Annotated in this window: 15 protein-coding genes; 9 read left to right on the plus strand and 6 right to left on the minus strand. The window is 70.8% G+C overall.

Annotation, left to right across the window (positions count from 1 at the left end):
* Positions 1 to 45: 45 nt before the first annotated feature.
* Genes ACFYYJ_RS35695 through ACFYYJ_RS35705 form a run of 3 tightly spaced genes read right to left on the minus strand, consistent with a single transcriptional unit; the run spans position 46 to position 3,227 of the window.
* On the minus strand, positions 46 to 900 hold the full coding sequence (locus ACFYYJ_RS35695; RefSeq protein ID WP_389138363.1) for a sugar ABC transporter permease: 855 nt from the start codon (positions 898 to 900) through the stop codon (positions 46 to 48).
* 2 nt (positions 901 to 902) lie between these two features.
* Positions 903 to 1,943 carry a carbohydrate ABC transporter permease gene (locus ACFYYJ_RS35700; RefSeq protein ID WP_385129117.1) on the minus strand — a complete coding sequence of 347 codons (1,041 nt, stop codon included), beginning with the start codon at positions 1,941 to 1,943 and terminating at the stop codon, positions 903 to 905.
* A gap of 9 nt (positions 1,944 to 1,952) precedes the next feature.
* Positions 1,953 to 3,227 carry an extracellular solute-binding protein gene (locus tag ACFYYJ_RS35705; RefSeq protein ID WP_385129118.1) on the minus strand — a complete coding sequence of 425 codons (1,275 nt, stop codon included), beginning with the start codon at positions 3,225 to 3,227 and terminating at the stop codon, positions 1,953 to 1,955.
* Between the two features lie 223 nt (positions 3,228 to 3,450).
* Between ACFYYJ_RS35705 and ACFYYJ_RS35710 the strand changes: the two genes are divergently transcribed.
* The 5 genes from ACFYYJ_RS35710 to ACFYYJ_RS35730 all read left to right on the plus strand — a co-directional run bounded on the left by ACFYYJ_RS35710 (position 3,451) and on the right by ACFYYJ_RS35730 (position 9,007).
* Entirely contained in the window at positions 3,451 to 5,079 is a 1,629-nt protein-coding gene (locus ACFYYJ_RS35710; protein ID WP_389138368.1) for a glycoside hydrolase family 13 protein, read from the plus strand.
* 26 nt (positions 5,080 to 5,105) lie between these two features.
* On the plus strand, positions 5,106 to 6,146 hold the full coding sequence (locus ACFYYJ_RS35715) for a LacI family DNA-binding transcriptional regulator (RefSeq protein WP_385129123.1): 1,041 nt from the start codon (positions 5,106 to 5,108) through the stop codon (positions 6,144 to 6,146).
* A gap of 103 nt (positions 6,147 to 6,249) precedes the next feature.
* Positions 6,250 to 7,140, plus strand: a complete 891-nt coding sequence (locus ACFYYJ_RS35720; protein ID WP_385129125.1) for a phosphatase PAP2 family protein — start codon at positions 6,250 to 6,252, stop codon at positions 7,138 to 7,140.
* Between the two features lie 424 nt (positions 7,141 to 7,564).
* Positions 7,565 to 7,966: a hypothetical protein gene (locus tag ACFYYJ_RS35725; protein WP_385129128.1), complete on the plus strand. Its 402-nt coding sequence runs from the start codon at positions 7,565 to 7,567 to the stop codon at positions 7,964 to 7,966.
* Positions 7,967 to 8,053: 87 nt separating this feature from the next.
* The gene (locus tag ACFYYJ_RS35730) at positions 8,054 to 9,007 is read left to right on the plus strand and encodes a hypothetical protein (RefSeq protein ID WP_389138373.1); all 954 of its coding nucleotides are present in this window, start codon (positions 8,054 to 8,056) and stop codon (positions 9,005 to 9,007) included.
* A 66-nt stretch (positions 9,008 to 9,073) separates the two neighbouring features.
* Here ACFYYJ_RS35730 and ACFYYJ_RS35735 read toward each other — a convergent pair whose 3' ends face one another.
* Positions 9,074 to 9,427 (minus strand): response regulator transcription factor, encoded by a 354-nt coding sequence (locus tag ACFYYJ_RS35735; RefSeq protein WP_385357975.1) that lies wholly within the window; start codon positions 9,425 to 9,427, stop codon positions 9,074 to 9,076.
* Between the two features lie 652 nt (positions 9,428 to 10,079).
* Here ACFYYJ_RS35735 and ACFYYJ_RS35740 point away from each other — a divergent pair.
* Positions 10,080 to 10,838 carry a CAP domain-containing protein gene (locus tag ACFYYJ_RS35740; RefSeq protein WP_389138377.1) on the plus strand — a complete coding sequence of 253 codons (759 nt, stop codon included), beginning with the start codon at positions 10,080 to 10,082 and terminating at the stop codon, positions 10,836 to 10,838.
* A 13-nt stretch (positions 10,839 to 10,851) separates the two neighbouring features.
* Here ACFYYJ_RS35740 and ACFYYJ_RS35745 read toward each other — a convergent pair whose 3' ends face one another.
* Together ACFYYJ_RS35745 and ACFYYJ_RS35750 are read right to left on the minus strand one after the other, a co-directional pair.
* Positions 10,852 to 12,426: an amidohydrolase gene (locus ACFYYJ_RS35745; protein WP_389138380.1), complete on the minus strand. Its 1,575-nt coding sequence runs from the start codon at positions 12,424 to 12,426 to the stop codon at positions 10,852 to 10,854.
* On the minus strand, positions 12,348 to 13,871 hold the full coding sequence (locus ACFYYJ_RS35750) for an APC family permease (RefSeq protein ID WP_389138383.1): 1,524 nt from the start codon (positions 13,869 to 13,871) through the stop codon (positions 12,348 to 12,350). Before ACFYYJ_RS35750 ends, ACFYYJ_RS35745 begins: the two co-directional genes overlap by 79 nt.
* A 115-nt stretch (positions 13,872 to 13,986) precedes the next feature.
* On the opposite strand from ACFYYJ_RS35750, the gene ACFYYJ_RS35755 reads away from it, so the two are divergent.
* The 3 genes from ACFYYJ_RS35755 (at position 13,987) to ACFYYJ_RS35765 (ending at position 15,490) form a co-directional block, all read left to right on the plus strand.
* Positions 13,987 to 14,601: a TetR/AcrR family transcriptional regulator gene (locus ACFYYJ_RS35755; RefSeq protein WP_389138386.1), complete on the plus strand. Its 615-nt coding sequence runs from the start codon at positions 13,987 to 13,989 to the stop codon at positions 14,599 to 14,601.
* Between the two features lie 45 nt (positions 14,602 to 14,646).
* Entirely contained in the window at positions 14,647 to 15,219 is a 573-nt protein-coding gene (locus ACFYYJ_RS35760; RefSeq protein WP_389138389.1) for a 1,4-alpha-glucan branching protein, read from the plus strand.
* A 64-nt stretch (positions 15,220 to 15,283) separates the two neighbouring features.
* On the plus strand, positions 15,284 to 15,490 hold the full coding sequence (locus ACFYYJ_RS35765) for a hypothetical protein (RefSeq protein WP_389138392.1): 207 nt from the start codon (positions 15,284 to 15,286) through the stop codon (positions 15,488 to 15,490).
* Positions 15,491 to 15,705 lie beyond the last annotated feature (215 nt).

Consider the following 15,705-nt stretch of genomic DNA (forward strand, 5'->3'; position numbering starts at 1 on the left):
GTGTCCTTGAAGAGATCGGGCCGGAACGACGGGCGGGCAGGGTGGTCAGCCCTTGGTGGCGCCCGCCGTCATCCCGGCGACGAGGTGACGCTGGGCGAAGACGAAGAAGATCGCTGCGGGGATGGCGATGAGGACGGAAGCCGCGCTCATGGCGCCCCAGTTGGAGGTGTACTGCGTGACGAAGGTCTGCAGTCCGCCGGCCAGGGTGAGGTTCTCGTCGCCGACCATGAAGGCGGAGGCGTACGCGACTTCGCCCCAGGCGGTGATGAAGGCGTAGAAGCCGGTGACGGCGAGGCCGGGCTTGGCGAGCGGCAGGATGAGGCGCCAGAAGGTGCCGAAGGGGTTGAGTCCGTCGACGCGGCCGGATTCGTCGATCTCGACCGGGATGCTGTCGAAGAAGCCCTTCATCATCCAGGCGCAGAACGGCACGGCGATGGTGAGGTACGTGATGATCAGCCCGACGGGCTGGTTGAGCAGCCCGAGGTCGCCCATCAGGTTGTAGAGCGGGACGATGAGGATCGCCATCGGGAACATCTGCGTGATGAGCAGGGTCCACATCAGGGGCTTCATGCCGGGGAACTTGAACCGGCTGACCGCGTATCCGGTGGTGGCGGCGATGAACACACCGAGGACGGTGGTGACGCCGGCGACGAGGACGGAGTTCGCGAACCAGCTCAGGAAGTGGCTCGACTCCAACAGGTAGCGGTAGTTCGCGAGCGTGGGTTCCTTGACGAAGTCGGTGGTGATCGCGTACTTCGCCGGCTTGAGCGAGGTCAGCAGGATCCAGAGCACCGGGAAGACGGCGATGACGGACGCGACGACGAGGGTCGCGTGCAGGCCGACGGACGCCAGGGGGGAGCGGCGGCCCCGGCCCCGGGCGGTGGCGGACTTCGTGGTCATGGTCACCACACCTCTCCCTGCTTGCGCAGCGAGCGCCGGTAGACCAGCGCGAAGATCATGAGCAGCAGGAGGATCAGCACGCCCCAGGTCGCGGAGACGGCGAAGTCGCGCGGGCTGGTGATGAAGGCCTCGCGGAAGGCCTGGGTCACCAGGATCTCGGTGGAGTCGCCCGGTCCGCCCCGCGTGAGCAGGAAGATCACCGGGAACATGTTGAAGGTCCAGATGGTCGAGAGCAGGATCACCGTCATGCTCACGGCGCGCAGCCCGGGCAGGGTGATGTGGCGGAACCGCTGCCACGCGGAGGCCCCGTCCATCTCGGCGGCCTCGTACAGCTCGCCGGGGATGGACTGCATTCCGCCGAGCAGGGCGACCATCATGAAGGGGACGCCGAGCCAGACGTTGACGGCGATGACGGAGAACTTGGCCCAGGTCGGGTCGTCGAGCCACGGGATCGCGGCGATGCCGCCGCCGTCGAGCACCTTGTTGAGGATGCCGTTGTCGCGGTTGAAGAGGAACCGCCAGGCGAAGACGGAGACGAAGCCGGGGACGGCCCAGGGCAGGATCAGCGCCATCCGGTAGGCGGCGCGCCCGCGGAACTCCCGGTTGAGCATGTTGGCCAGGACCAGGCCGAGCGTGAAGGTGACCGACACGCAGCCGACGGTCCACAGCACCGTCCACACCAGCCGCTGCAGGAACACCGGGTCGCCGAGGACGGCCGTGTAGTTGTCGAGCCCGACGAACTCGTACGTGGCCTCGATGTGGCGGACGCCGATGGTGCGGGAGACGTTGCGTTCGTTGGCGTTGGTCAGCGACAGGTAGACGCCCTTGACCAGCGGCCAGCCGATGATCACGCCGAGGACGAGCACCACCGGGGCGACCATGGCCCAGGCGTACCAGTGGGTGGCGAGGGCGCGCCTCAGACCACCTGTGTTCCTGCCGTCGGTCCTTCGCCCAGTCCTGCGGCTCCGGCCGCGGGCGACGCCGGTGTTCCCGGTGTCGTCGCCCGCGGCCTTCGCCACCGACTGGCTGGTGTGAGCAGCCATCTGTGTCTACTACTTCCAACCCTTGAGGATCTTGCGGAACTCGACGCCGGCCGCCTTGGCCGCGTCCTCCGGGCTGGAGACCCCGGTGATCGCCTTGGTGTATTCGACCTTCAGCGGCTCGAAGAGGGAGCCGTTCTCCGGGATCCAGGCGCGCTCGACGGCCTTGTCGACGGCCGGCTTGAAGAAGGCGACCATCTCGCTGTTCTTCACGTCCGGCTGGTCGTAGGCGGCGGTGCGGGTGGGGAGCAGGCTGAGCTCCTTGGCGGACTGCACCTGCACCTCCTGCGAGGTCATGTACTCGACGAAGGCGTGCGCGGCCTCGCGGTTCTTGGAACCGGCGTAGACGGCGAGGTCGTGGCCGCCCTGCGGGGCGCCGGCCTTGGCGGAGCCGGCCGGGACGGCGGCGATGCCCAGGTTGGCCTTGTCCTTGAACTGATCGCCCGCGTAGGTGTCGGCGACGGCCCACGGACCGTTGATCATCATGGCCGCCTCGCCGGTCTTGAAGGCGGTCTGCATGTTGGTCCAGCCGTCGGTGGCGTTGGTGATCGCGGCGCCGGAGGTGACCAGGTCGCGGGCGGTCTTGAAGGCCTTGACGCCCGCCGCGTTGTCGACCGTGACGGTCTTGTTCTTGGCGTCGACGAGGTCGCCGCCCTCGCCGTAGATCAGCGGGAGGAACCAGTAGGAGTCGTCGCCGCGCAGGTAGAGGCCGGCCTTGCCGGTCTTGCCCTTGATCGCGGCGGCGGCGGTCTTCAGCTCCTCCAGGGTGGTGGGGGGCTGGACGCCGGCGTCGGCGAGCATCTTCTTGTTGTAGAAGAGGCCGAGGGTGTCGATGACCTGCGGGACGGCGTAGGTCTTGCCCTCGAACTTGCCGCTGGCCGCGGCCTGCTTCAGGAATTCGGCGTCGACCTTCTTCGCGGTGTCGGCCGGGACCTCGTCGAGGTAGCCGAGGGAGGCGAAGTCGGCGACCCAGCCGACGTCGGCGCGGATCACGTCGGGGGCGTCGGAACCGCTGCTGAAGGCGTTCTTGACCTTGTTCTGCGCGTCGCCGTAGGGGACGTTCACGTACTTGACGGTGACCTTCGGGTGCTTCGCGGTGAACGCCTCGGCGATCTTCTGGAAGCTGGCCTTCTCGGCGTCGTTCGACGTGTCCCACCAGGTGACCGTGCCGGACAGCTCGCCGCCGGACTTGGTCTCGCCACCGTCGCCCTTGGTGTCACCGCCGCAAGCCGTCGCCGCGAGCGCCAGGGTCGCGACCAGCGCGGTGGCCGCTATGCCACGCCGCATATGAACTCCTTCGATGGATCCCGGCCGCGCCCGTGCGGTCCCGAGTTGCAGGGAACGTAACAAGCCTGCAAGCCGTCCGAAAGAGCTTGCGGCAATTTTCTGCAAGACGAGCCGATCGTTACATCCGTGTGTCCGTACGGTTGCCGCAGCTTGCTGTTAGTTCGAGTCACCTTCGAGCGTCCGGGCCCGCAACCACGGGGCGTGTACTCGCGTTGACCCCGATATGACCCATGAGCTGACCGCCTCCCGGCTTGCAAGCGCTTCCAGCAACGCGACCGCGAGTACGGCCGCGAGCGGCGGCTGGTGGCGCGATGCCGTCATCTACCAGGTCTACGTACGCTCCTTCGCGGACAGCGACGGGGACGGCGTAGGGGACCTGCGCGGGGTGCGCGAGCGCCTCCCGCACCTGGCCCGCCTCGGGGTCGACGCGGTGTGGCTGACCCCCTTCTACGTCTCCCCGCAGGCGGACGGCGGCTACGACGTCGCCGACTACCGGGCCGTCGACCCGCTCTTCGGGGACCTCGCCGACGCCGACGAGCTCATCGCGGCCGCGCACGCGCTCGGGCTGCGGGTGATCGTCGACGTGGTCCCGAACCACACCTCCGCCGAGCACCCCTGGTTCCGGGAGGCCCTGCGCTCCGGGCCGGGGGACGGCGCCCGCGCCCGCTACCACTTCCGCCCGGGGCGGGGGGCCGACGGCGAGCTCCCGCCCAACGACTGGGAGTCCGTCTTCGGCGGCCCCGCCTGGACGCGACTGCCGGACGGCGACTGGTACCTGCACCTCTTCGCCCCCGAGCAGCCCGACCTGAACTGGGAGCACCCCGAGGTCGCCGAGGAGCTCGACTCCGTGCTGCGCTTCTGGCTCGACCTCGGCATCGACGGCTTCCGCGTCGACGTCGCCCACGGCATGGTCAAGGCCCCGGGCATGCCCGACATCGGCCGCGGCGCCCAGGCCACCCTCATCGGCACCGAGCCGCTCCCCTTCTTCGACCAGGACGGCGTCCACGAGATCCACCGCTCCTGGCGCCGCCTCCTCGACTCCTACGAGGGCGGGCGCATCGGGGTCGCCGAGGCCTGGGCCCCCACGTCCGAGCGGCTCGCCCTCTACGTCCGTCCCGACGAGCTGCACCAGGCCTTCAACTTCCGCTTCCTGAACTGCCCGTGGGACCCGGACCGGCTGCGCACCGTCATCGACGAGTCCCTGGCCGCCACCGCCTCGGTCGGCGCCCCGACCACCTGGGTGCTGTCCAACCACGACGTCGTACGCCACCGCACCCGTTACGGCAGCCTGGACCGGGCCCGCGCCGCCGCCCTGCTGATGCTGGCCCTGCCGGGATCCGCGTACGTCTACCAGGGCGAGGAACTCGGCCTCCCGGAGGTCACGGACCTCCCCGACGAGGCCCGCCGGGACCCCGCCTTCCTGCGCACCGCCGGCCAGGACGGGCTGCGCGACGGCTGCCGGGTGCCGCTGCCGTGGGCCGGCTCGGAGCCCCCGTACGACTTCGGGCCCGGCGGCACCTGGCTGCCGCAGCCCGACGGCTGGGGCGAACTCGGCGTCGCCGCCCAGACCGGCGACCCGCACTCCACCCTGGAGCTCTACCGCGCCGCCCTGGAACTGCGCCGGGCCATGCCGGGCCTGGGCTCACCGGAGGCCGGGCCGCTGACCTGGCACTCCGCACCGGAGGGGGTGCTCCTCTTCACCCGGCCCGGTTTCGCGTGCACCCTCAACACCCGCCCGACGCCGGTCGAACTCCCGGCGCCGGGTCGACCCGTACTGTCCAGCGCCCCGGTGGAGACGGACGGCCGCACCGTCCGCCTTCCCGCGGATTCGTGCACTTGGTGGGCCTTGTGAGGTGGGAGCCGGTACAGTCCAGTCCCGTGACCGCACGGCTAGCCGACATCGCAGCCCAGGCGGGGGTCAGCGAAGCCACAGTCAGCCGCGTGCTCAACGGCAAGCCCGGTGTGGCCGCGGGCACCCGCGAGTCCGTGCTGGCCGCGCTCGACGTGCTCGGCTACGAGCGCCCCGTGAAGCTGCGCCAGCGCAGCGCGGGGCTCGTCGGTCTGATAACGCCCGAACTGGACAACCCCATCTTCCCGGCGCTCGCCCAGGTCATCGGCCAGGCCCTGACGCGGCAGGGGTACACGCCCGTCCTCGCCACGCAGACGCCCGGCGGGTCCACCGAGGACGAACTGACCGAGATGCTCGTGGACCGCGGGGTCTCCGGGATCATCTTCGTCTCCGGTCTGCACGCCGACACCACCGCCGACATGGGTCGTTACGACCAGCTGCGCGGGCAGGGCGTCCCGTACGTCCTCATCAACGGCTTCTCCGACAAGGTGCAGGCGCCCTTCGTCTCCCCCGACGACCGGGCCGCGATGCAGCTCGCCGTCACCCACCTCACCGCGCTCGGCCACACCCGGATCGGGCTGGCGGTCGGGCCGAAGCGGTTCGTGCCGGTGCTCCGCAAGATCGAGGGCTTCCGACTCGGGATGAAGGAGCGGCTCGGGCTCGACGAGGCCGAGGTGGAGGAGCTGATCCAGCACTCCCTCTACACCCTGGAGGGCGGCCAGGCCGCCGCCTCCGCGCTGATCTCGCGGGGCTGCACTGCGGTGGTGTGCGCGAGCGACATGATGGCGCTCGGCGCTATCCGGGCCGCCCGGCAGCAGGGCCTCGGGGTCCCGCAGGACGTGTCGGTGGTCGGCTTCGACGACTCCCCGCTCATAGCGTTCACGGACCCGCCGCTGACCACCATCCGGCAGCCCGTGCAGGCCATGGGGCAGGCCGCGGTCCGGACGCTACTGGAGGAGATCGGCGGGACGCCGGCTCCGCACAGCGAATTCGTCTTCCTGCCGGAGCTGGTGGTGCGCGGCTCCACGGCCTCCGGCCCCGGGCAGACACGGGGGCGGAGTCGCCCCTAGGGCTCCGGGACCGCCGGTGTCGTCCCCAGGGCGGAGAGGCTGCGGCCAAGACCGTCCCGAGGGATGATCGGAGGCGAGAACGGATCTGGCAGACTCTTTTCCCATGGGTGAAGCGAGCGTGAAGACACTGGAAACCCGGACGGATGTCTCGTCACCCACCGTGACCGAGAGCGAGAACCGCCCGGGGTCGGACCGCGCCCTGCTCGCCCGGCTGCGTTCGCCGCGCCGGCCGCGGATCTGGTTCGAGGTCCTGCTCATCGCGGTCAGCTACTGGACGTACTCGTTGATCCGCAACGCGGTGCCCGAGCAGAAGGCGGCCGCCCTCGCGAACGCCGACTGGATCTGGCGCGTCGAGCACGATCTCGGCATCGCCGTGGAGAAGTCCGTCAACCACGCCGTCGATTCGGTGACGTGGTTGATCGTGGGCATGAACTACTACTACGCCACGCTCCACTTCATCGTGACCATCGGCGTACTGGTGTGGATCTACCGCTTCCATCCGGGGCGTTACGCGGCCACGCGCCTGATCCTCTTCGCCACCACGGGCGTGGCCCTGCTCGGCTACTACTTCTTCCCGCTCGCGCCGCCCCGGCTGATGAGCGGGCAGGACTTCGTGGACACCGTGGTGGTGCACCACACCTGGGGTTCCATGGCCTCCGGCAACCTCAAGCAGATGTCGAACCAGTACGCCGCCATGCCCTCGATGCACATAGGGTGGTCGCTCTGGTGCGGGCTGACGATCTTCGCGGTCGCCTCGGCCCCGTGGGCCCGGATCCTGGGCCTGCTCTACCCGACGGCGACGCTCGTCGTCATCGTGGCCACCGCCAACCACTTCTGGCTCGACGCGGTGGGCGGCATGCTCTGCCTGACCTTCGGCTACCTCGTCTCGCGCGCCTGGTACGGCTCCCTCCCGCACCGGCTTCCGCGCCACCCCGAGCCCGCGGGCCCGCACCCGGCCTCGGATCTCCTGAACCGCTTCCGCGCCCGCGCCTGAGGCAGACGAGCCGGGTCGACCGGGGCTCACCGCGCCCCTCCCTTCGGTCGGACGAGCGGATTCGGCCTCCTCGACCCCGGCCCGGATCCGCCCCGCCCGGCTCCACAACCGGAATTCCGGAATGCGACCGCTTCGTCGGCAACCCCTTTTCCTTGAGGCACCGGAAAAAATCGGCCGACAGAAAGGCCCTCGACATCAGGGCCGGGCAGCCGGGGATCGAGCCGCCGAAATGGCACGGCATGCCCCCCTGGGGCATGCGGGATCAACGCGACCACAGGTTGAAATCGAGAGCGGCGCACCTGTACTCGGGAACAGTAGCGGGATTCCGGCCGACCATGATCCACTCCTCGACGTCGAGGACCACCCCAACGGTTGAGATCTCGGCTGCTCGAAGCCACACCGATTCAACCGAAAGAGACGGACGATGAAGCTCCGAGAATCCCTGCGCGCCTTCGCCGCGGTCGGCCTGACCCTCGGCGCCATCGCGGCCGGCGCCGGCTCCGCCTCGGCCGCCGCGAAGGACGGCTGGCTGAACAAGGGCGAGCTCGGCCTGTTCTGCTACGAGGACCGGGTGAACTCCGTCCTCGACCTCTACGACTACGACGAGGACTTCTCGAACGACTACTTCAAGGGTTCGCAGAGCTGCGCCGGGCACAGCACGAACGACTGGACGGAGTCCTTCTCCAACAACGACAGCTACTCCTGGGACGTCTACACCGACTGGCGGGGCTACGGCTACAAGCGCTGGATCGACGTCGCCGAATTCGGGAACTTCGACGCCACCCACCGCAACAAGTCCTCCTCGGCCTTCCCCCGCGTCGTCTAGGAGCGACCGCCCGGCCGGCACGTGAGGAACGGCAGCGCCGGGCGGAGCTGCCGTTCTCGCATCCCAGTCATCCCCATCGGAGCCACCATGCCCTCGACGCGATCCGCTCTCCCCGCCCTGACGGCCTCCGCAGCCGCGCTGGCGCTCCTCCTGACCGGGTGCTCGCGGTCCGGCGACGGGGACTCCGGCGAGGAGCCCGCGATCGGCTCCGTGCCGACGATCCTGGAAAGCCGGAGCCTGGCCTTCCCGATCTCCGCGTACCTCCCGGACGACAGGCAGCAGGGCACCCTCGCGCAGGCGCAGGACCTCCTCATCGACCAGTGCATGCAGCGCTACGGCTTCCGCTACCAGGAGATGCGCAAGCCCGGACCGGACGCGGGCCAGAACGACAACAGCCGGCGTTACGGGATCTCCGACCCGACCGAGGCGGCCGGGCTCGGCTACGACAATCCTCGGGTCGCCCGCTCCCAGAAGCCTCCCCGGCCGACATACGGACCCAACGAGGAACTGGTGCTGGACGGACTCCAGGTGGATCCGTCCACGCAGTTCCCGACGAGCCAGGAGGAGGCGGAGAAGTCCGACGTGGCGACCACGGTCGTCGGCGGCCGAAAGGTACCGGCGGGCGGCTGCAAGCGCGAGAGCGCGCTCAAGCTGCACTCGCCCACCAAGGACACGGTGCGGTCCATGGACGCGCAGGGCTTCGGCCTGGACGCCTACTCCCGCTCCCGCAAGGACAGCAGGGTCGTCGGGGCCTTCAAGTCCTGGAGCGCCTGCATGGGCAGGTACGGGTACACCGTCGACAACCCGATGGACCAGCCGCCCGGCATCGACAACTCCAACATCAGGAGCCCGCAGGCCATCGCCATGGCCAAGCAGGACGTCGACTGCAAGAGGGAGACCAACCTCGTGGGCATCTGGTACACGGTCGAACTCGCCTACCAGAAGCGCGTCATCGAGCAGAACGCCGAGACCCTGGACCGGGCGAAGAAGCAGCTCGACGAGCGGATGAAGCTGGCCGGCTCGGTGATCGCCGGCTCCTGATCGGCAGAGCGGGACGGGCAGGGCGCCGGGATGGCGCACGCAGTGGCCACGGGGCCGCCCGCACCGTCAGCGCACGGCTCCGGCGACGCGTCCGGCGGGACAGAGCGGAATGCGGTGGTGCACGGCGAGCAGGCACACCTGGACGCGGGATATGCCGCCCAGCTTCCCGCGCATGTTCTCCAGGTGGAACTTCACGGTCCGAACGGTCATTCCGAGGGCTTTCGCCAGCTCGCCGTTCGAAGGTCCACACGCCATGGCGTGGAAGACCTGGAGTTCCCGATCCGTGAGATCGGGTATCCGAAGGAATCCCCGACGGATCCACTCAGCCCCTCTCCCCCATTCCTCCCGGTCATCGCTTTCGCAGTACGGACAGCGGGGTTGAATTTCCCCCGACCCGTCGCCGTCGACACCAAAGCCCACAGCACCCCCCGGCGCTCATTCGTCATGCGGCCGTGATCATAACCTTCGGCGGAGCCCCGGGGCACTGGACGTTACGTCCACACCTGAGGGGGCGTCACCATCGATTCGTCCGACGCCTTCAGGGGAATTGCCGGGACGAATATCGGACGGAACAACCGGTCCGGCCGGCCCGACCGGTCCGGAAATCGCAACCGGCGGGTGCGGTCGGAGGGTGGGCCCGGCCGGGTCTCCGCGATCGGGAGGTGGTCCACGAGAGTCCGGGCCGACGGCCGCCATGGCGTGACATGCATCACGGCTCGCCCGCCAATGCGGGGTGTCCACGAGAGACTTCACGCCATCGACATTTCGATATTTGTCCGTTTTGGACTCGACATTCCCCTCAACCGTGGGAACGGAATGTGCGATACCGGCCACTCCGTCGTCGACCCGCCTGGTCACGGCCGGTTCTGAGAACCCCTCAGGCGGTTGCGGCAGTGATCAGATCGTGACCATGCACGATCTCCGGCCCGTTTCAAGCCGGGATTCGAAGGCCCCGGGCACCTCCGAAACGGAAACTTGCCAGGCCGTTGGAGGGCTTTTAAGAATGGCGGCCACTCCGGTGGCCCCGCGGTTCGGGCTCCGGGAGCTTCGCGATCACCGAGTGAGGTCACGCATGCAGAAGCATCGGAAGAAGAAGCCCTACAGGAAATTGGTCATAGCCGTCGGCGTCCTGGGCGTCGTCGCTGTTCCCACGGTCGCCGTGGCCTGCTGGAACACGCAGGACACCGACCGGACGCAGAGCGCGAGCGGCCAGGAGGAGCGCCCCTGGCAGTACGCGACCCCCTCGGCCTCCCCGAGCTCCCTCGCACCTGTGGTCCTCCCGACCCCGAGCAGCACGCCGACCGCCTCGCCCAGCAGCCCCGCGGCCTCCGCGCAGCCGGTCGTGCGGACGACGCCCCCGGCGAAGCCTCAGCCTGAGCCGACGAAGGCGCCGGCCGCCACGCGGAAGCCGGCGCCCGCGCCCGCGCCGCCGAAGACCTCCGTCCCGGCGCCTTCCGGCTCCGCCGCCGCCGTGCTCTCGCTCGTCAACCAGGAGCGCGCCGCCGCCGGCTGCCCGGCCCTGACCCTCAACGCGAAGCTCACCAAGGCCGCACAGGACCACAGCGCGGACATGGCGGCCCACGCCAACATGTCCCACACCGGCTCCGACGGATCCGACCCGGGCACGCGCATCACCCGCGCCGGATACGCGTGGAGCTCGTACGGCGAGAACGTCGCCTACGGCTACAGCACGCCCGAGAAGGTCATGGAGGGCTGGATGAACAGCCCCGGCCACCGGGCGAACATCCTGAACTGCTCCTTCAAGGAGATCGGCATCGGCCTGGCGCAGCCGAACTCCTACTGGACCCAGGACTTCGGTACGGCCCGCTGACGCCCGGCGACGCTCAGCGGTGGGTGACGCGCCCGCCGGACATCGTGAGCCGGATCGGCGTCTCCGCCAGTTCCTCCGGGGTCGCGGTGACCGGGTCGAGCCAGAAGGCCGTCAGGTCCGCCCGGAAGCCGGGAGCGATCCGGCCCGCCACCGCCTCCTCTCCCGCCGCGAGCGCCGCGTGCGAGGTCATGCCCTCCAGGGCCATCAGCCCGGTCAGGCCCCGGCCGGCCGAGGCCGCCCCGAGCGGGCTGCGGGCGGCGACCAGCACCTGGCGGGCGTCGTGGTCGGCGATCGGCCAGTCGGAGCCCAGCGCCAGGACGGCTCCCGCGTCGCGCAGGTCGCGGCAGCGCCAGGCCCGTGCGGCCCGCTCCTCCCCCAGCCGCTTCGACCACTCGTCGGTGTGGTCGGCGCGGGTGGCCCCGGCGTGCGGCGGCTGCATCGAGGCGATCACCCCGAGCTCGGCGAACCGCTTCAGCTGGTCGTCGGGGACGGTCTCGATGTGCTCGATCCGGTGCCGCATCCGGGCCCGGGCGCCGATGCCCGCCACGGTGTCCAGGACGTGGCGGACCGCCGCGTCGCCGATGGCGTGCGTGGCCGTGCGCACTCCGGCCGCGTCCAGGACCCGTACGGCGCGGGCGTAGGCCTCGGGGTCGGGCCAGAAGGCATCGGTGCCCTGGCCGTGGCAGTCGGCGTGCTCCAGCCAGGCGGTGCCCCCCTCGACGGTGCCGTCCATGAAGAACTTCACGCCGTCGACCTGCCAGTGGCGGCCCCGGAGGCGCTGGAGTTCGACGAGCGCGTCGAATTCGCCGTCGTCGGCGCCCGGCATGCACCAGGGGGCCAGTTTCAGGCGCAGCGGCAGGTGGCCCTCGTACTCGACGGTCGACAGGAGGGCGGGGACGTCCCCGTCGCCGAGGTCCATGACGTGGGCGCCGGTGAGGCCGGTGGCGGCCATGTCGTTCAGCAGGCCGACCAGGCTCGCGCGGCGCTGGGCGGCCGACGGCTTGGGTACGAGGGGGCCGACCAGGTCCATCGCGGCGTGCTCGACGAGGTGGCCGGTGGGTCGTCCCTCGCCGTCGCAGACGATCTCGGAACGCTGGGCGAAGGCGCGGGGCCCGGTGATGCCGGCGGCGGCGAGGGCCGCGCCGGAGACGAGGGCGGAGTGGCCGTCGTACAGGCGCAGGAAGGCGGGGGCGCCGTCCAGTGCCTCCTCGATCAGGGTGCGGTCGATGGGGCGGCCGCCGAAGGCGTTGTGGTCGAGGCCGTGGCCGACGACCCAGCCCTTGTTCCGCTGGGCGCCGCGCAGGACGGCACGGAGCTGGCCGAGGTCCCGTACGGCGGACAGGTCGGTGCCGTTGACCATCTCGATGCCCCACACGGGGTGGCTGTGGGCGTCGGTCAGGCCGGGGGTGAGGGTGGCTCCGGCGAGGTCGATCACCTCGGTGCCAGGGCCGCGCCAGTCGCGTACGTCGGAGTCCTCGCCGACGGCGACGACCTCGCCGTCGAGGACGGCTACCGCACCGGCTTCGGGGCGGGCGGGGTCGAGGGTGCGGACGCGGGCTCCGGTGAGGACGGTGTCGGCAGCGGGCACTGCTCTGCTCCTTGGCTGGTGGCGGGTTCTTCGGCGAAACGGGCGTAGACGTCGGGGCGGCGGGTCTTCAGCCGCTGGGCGAGGGTCAGGCCGAGGAGGAAGACGGCGGGGACGAGGGCGACGAGGACGGTGTTGACGGTGGCGGAGGCCGCGGTGAAGAGGTCCACCTTGGAGACGACGAGGAAGATCGCCACGGCGAGGAGCACCGCGGCGGCGACGGGCGCGATCGCCGTGCGCCAGGGCCCTTCGGTGTGCGCGGTGCGGCGGAAGTAGACGGGTACGGCGATGGCCGCGAGCAGCATCAGCGCCATGAGGGCGATCATGCCGGGGGTGTTCACCCAGAGCAGGAGCTGCTGGTACGGGTCGGCGCCGGCGAGCGCGAACCCGAGGACGACCACGGCGCCGAGGGCGGTCTGCGCGAGGCCCGCCCGGTACGGGGAGCGGTGGCGGGGGTGGACACGGCCGAGGGAGGCGGGCAGGACGCCCTCCTCGGCGAGGGCGAGGGCGTAGCGGTTGATGGCGTTGTGGAAGGCGAGGAGGGAGGCGATGACGCTGGTGACGATGAAGACGTGCATCAGGTCGGCCGCCCAGGGGCCGACGTAGGTGGTGATCGCGGTGAAGAACAGCCCGCCGGGGTCGGCTGTGGCGGCGGCGATGACTTCCGTGTCGCCGAAGGCCTGGATGACGGTCCAGACGACGAAGGCGTAGAAGAGGCCGAGGAAGGCGACGGCGATGTAGGTGGCGCGCGGAATGGTCCGGTCGGGGTCGCGGGCCTCGCGGCGGTAGATGACGGTGGACTCGAAGCCGGTGAAGGCTGCGAAGGCGAAGGCCAGCACGGCGGCGGTGCCGGGCACGAGGACGGCGCCGGGGGCGAAACCGGCCGGGGACAGGCCGTGGGCCCCGCCCTTGAGCAGTACGCCGCCCGCCAGCAGGACGAGTATCCCGGTCTCGGCGACGAGCAGGATCCCGAGCAGCTTCGCGCCGAAGTCGATGGAGCGGAAGCCGCCGTACCAGATGACCACGAGCCCGGCGAGGGACACGGGGAGCCAGGGGACGTCGAGGCCGAACAGGGCGCGGCCGGTGTCGGCGGTGGTCGTGCCGAGGAGGCCGTAGACGCCGATCTCCATGCCGTTGTAGCCGATGAGCGCGAGCAGGGCGGCGCCGATGCCGACGCGCTTGCCGAGCCCGCGGGTGATGTACGCGTAGAAGGCGCCGCCGCTGCGGACGTGGCGGCTCATGGTGGTGAAGCCGACGGCGAAGACGGCCAGGGTGATCCCGGCGAGGAGGTATCCGGCGGGGGCGCCGATGCCGCCGAGGAGGATCGCGACGGGGGCGACGCCCGCCATGACGGTGAGGGGGGCGGCCGCGGAGACGACGAAGAAGGAGATGTCGGCGGTGCCGAGCGCCGCGCGGCGGAGCTCTGGTGGGGAGGTGCTTTCGGGCAAGGCGGGGCCCTTCTGCGGGGGAGGCAGAAACCTAAAGGCTTTCGGTTTTCGGCAATGTAGCCTCCACTTCCGGAGTACGGGAAGACCGGACGACCTCATGGCGGGAGAAAAACCGATGGCACGGCCGCGCACCCCCCTGCTCGACCGGCGGCGGATCGCCTCGACGGCCCTGCAACTGGTCGCGGAACAGGGCGAGTTCAGCGTTCCGCAGATCGCCCGGGCGCTCGGCGTACAGACGGGGTCGGTGTACCACCACGTGGACGGCCGGGCAGGGGTGATCGAGCTGATACGGGAGCTGGTGTGCGACCGGATCACCGACGAGGCCCTCACCCTGACCCCCTGGGACCGGGCCCTGGAGGAGTGGGCCCGCTCCTACCGGGCCGCCTTCGCCGCCTACCCCCGGGCCATCCCGCTGCTGATGACCAATCCGGTGCGGGCCCCCAAGGTCCTCGCCCAGTACGAGCGGGCGGTGGCCCTGCTGCGGGAGGCCGGCTTCGCGGAGCCGGAGGTGATGCCGCTGCTGACCGCCCTCGAGAACCTGGTCCTGGGCTCGGCCCTGGACCTCGCGGCCCCGGAGGCCATGTGGGAGCCGACACCGCAGACCCCGCTGCTGGCCGGGGCCCTGGCGGCGGTGGGTCCGGGGCGGCGGGCGGACGCGGCGTTCGAGCTCGGCCTGGCGGGGTTCCTCGCGTACGCGCGGACCCTGCGGGGCGGGGGCCCGGAGTCGTAGGCTGCGGAAAACGATCTTTCCGGTTCCCCCTGGAGGCCCGTCCACATGGCTGTCGTCCACCGCACCACCATGACCCCCGGCAAGCTGGAACTCGTGGCGTCCTGGCTCCCGTCGCAACCTTGGTACGAGGGGGAGCCGGGCCGCGTACCGGAGTTGGCGAAGGCGGGCGGCTTCCGGCTGGACGACCCGGAGGGCGAGGTGGGGATCGAGTTCATGGTCCTCACGGACACGGCGGACGGTGTGACGTACCACGTGCCGTTGACCTACCGCGGCGCCCCGCTGCCCGGCGGCGAGGCCGCCCTCGTCGGCACCTCGGAGCACGGCGTGCTGGGCACCCGCTGGATCTACGACGGCCCCCGGGACCCGGTCCTGTCGGCCCAACTCCGCGCGCTGCTGCGGGGCGAGGCGGTCGCCCAGGACCAGAACGCGAGCGATGCCCCGGACCCGACGGTCCTGGTGGTCCCGGGCGAGGACGCCCCGGACCTCGCCGTGACCCGAGTCCTGCGCGCGGACGCCGGGGCGGCGGAGCCGGGCACCCATGTCTCGGCCACGTGGACGGACCCGGACGGCAAGCCGGTCCGGGGCGTCTTCGCGGCCCTGCGGGCGGAAGCGGAATAGACGTGTCGCGATCTCCGGGGCGGGGCAGGGTGCTGGTTACCCCGAACCCGCCCTGGAGGTCGGCATGGCCCTACAGAAGAGCACAGTCGCGTTGACGGTCGTCGGCGTGGCCGCGGGCGTCGCGGCCTTCGTCGCCGCGTCGGGCAGGGACCGAGCCGCCCTTGGGGACCCCCTCGGCTGGGGCGACGTCCCCGACAGCAGCTGCGGCGGCCCCAACACCTGCGGCACGGAGAGCAGCTGCGGCACCGCCTACTGTGGCAACGGCATGTGAGCGGCCCCGCCCCGCGCCCTGGCGGGCCGCACTGAACCGTCGACTGACGTCAGCCCGCGGCGTGCCGCACGAAGCCGGTCCAGGCGTCGGGGGGCCCCCCCACGTGGGCCCCCGCCACCGCCGTGGGGTGCCCGGTGGTGAATGCTTACGGCCCCACCCCCACCCCCACGCCCGCGGTGGTGTTGGTGGGGGGGGTAAAAGACATAGGACACGCG

The organism is Streptomyces sp. NPDC002467 (assembly GCF_042889825.1).
GTDB lineage: Bacteria > Actinomycetota > Actinomycetes > Streptomycetales > Streptomycetaceae > Streptomyces.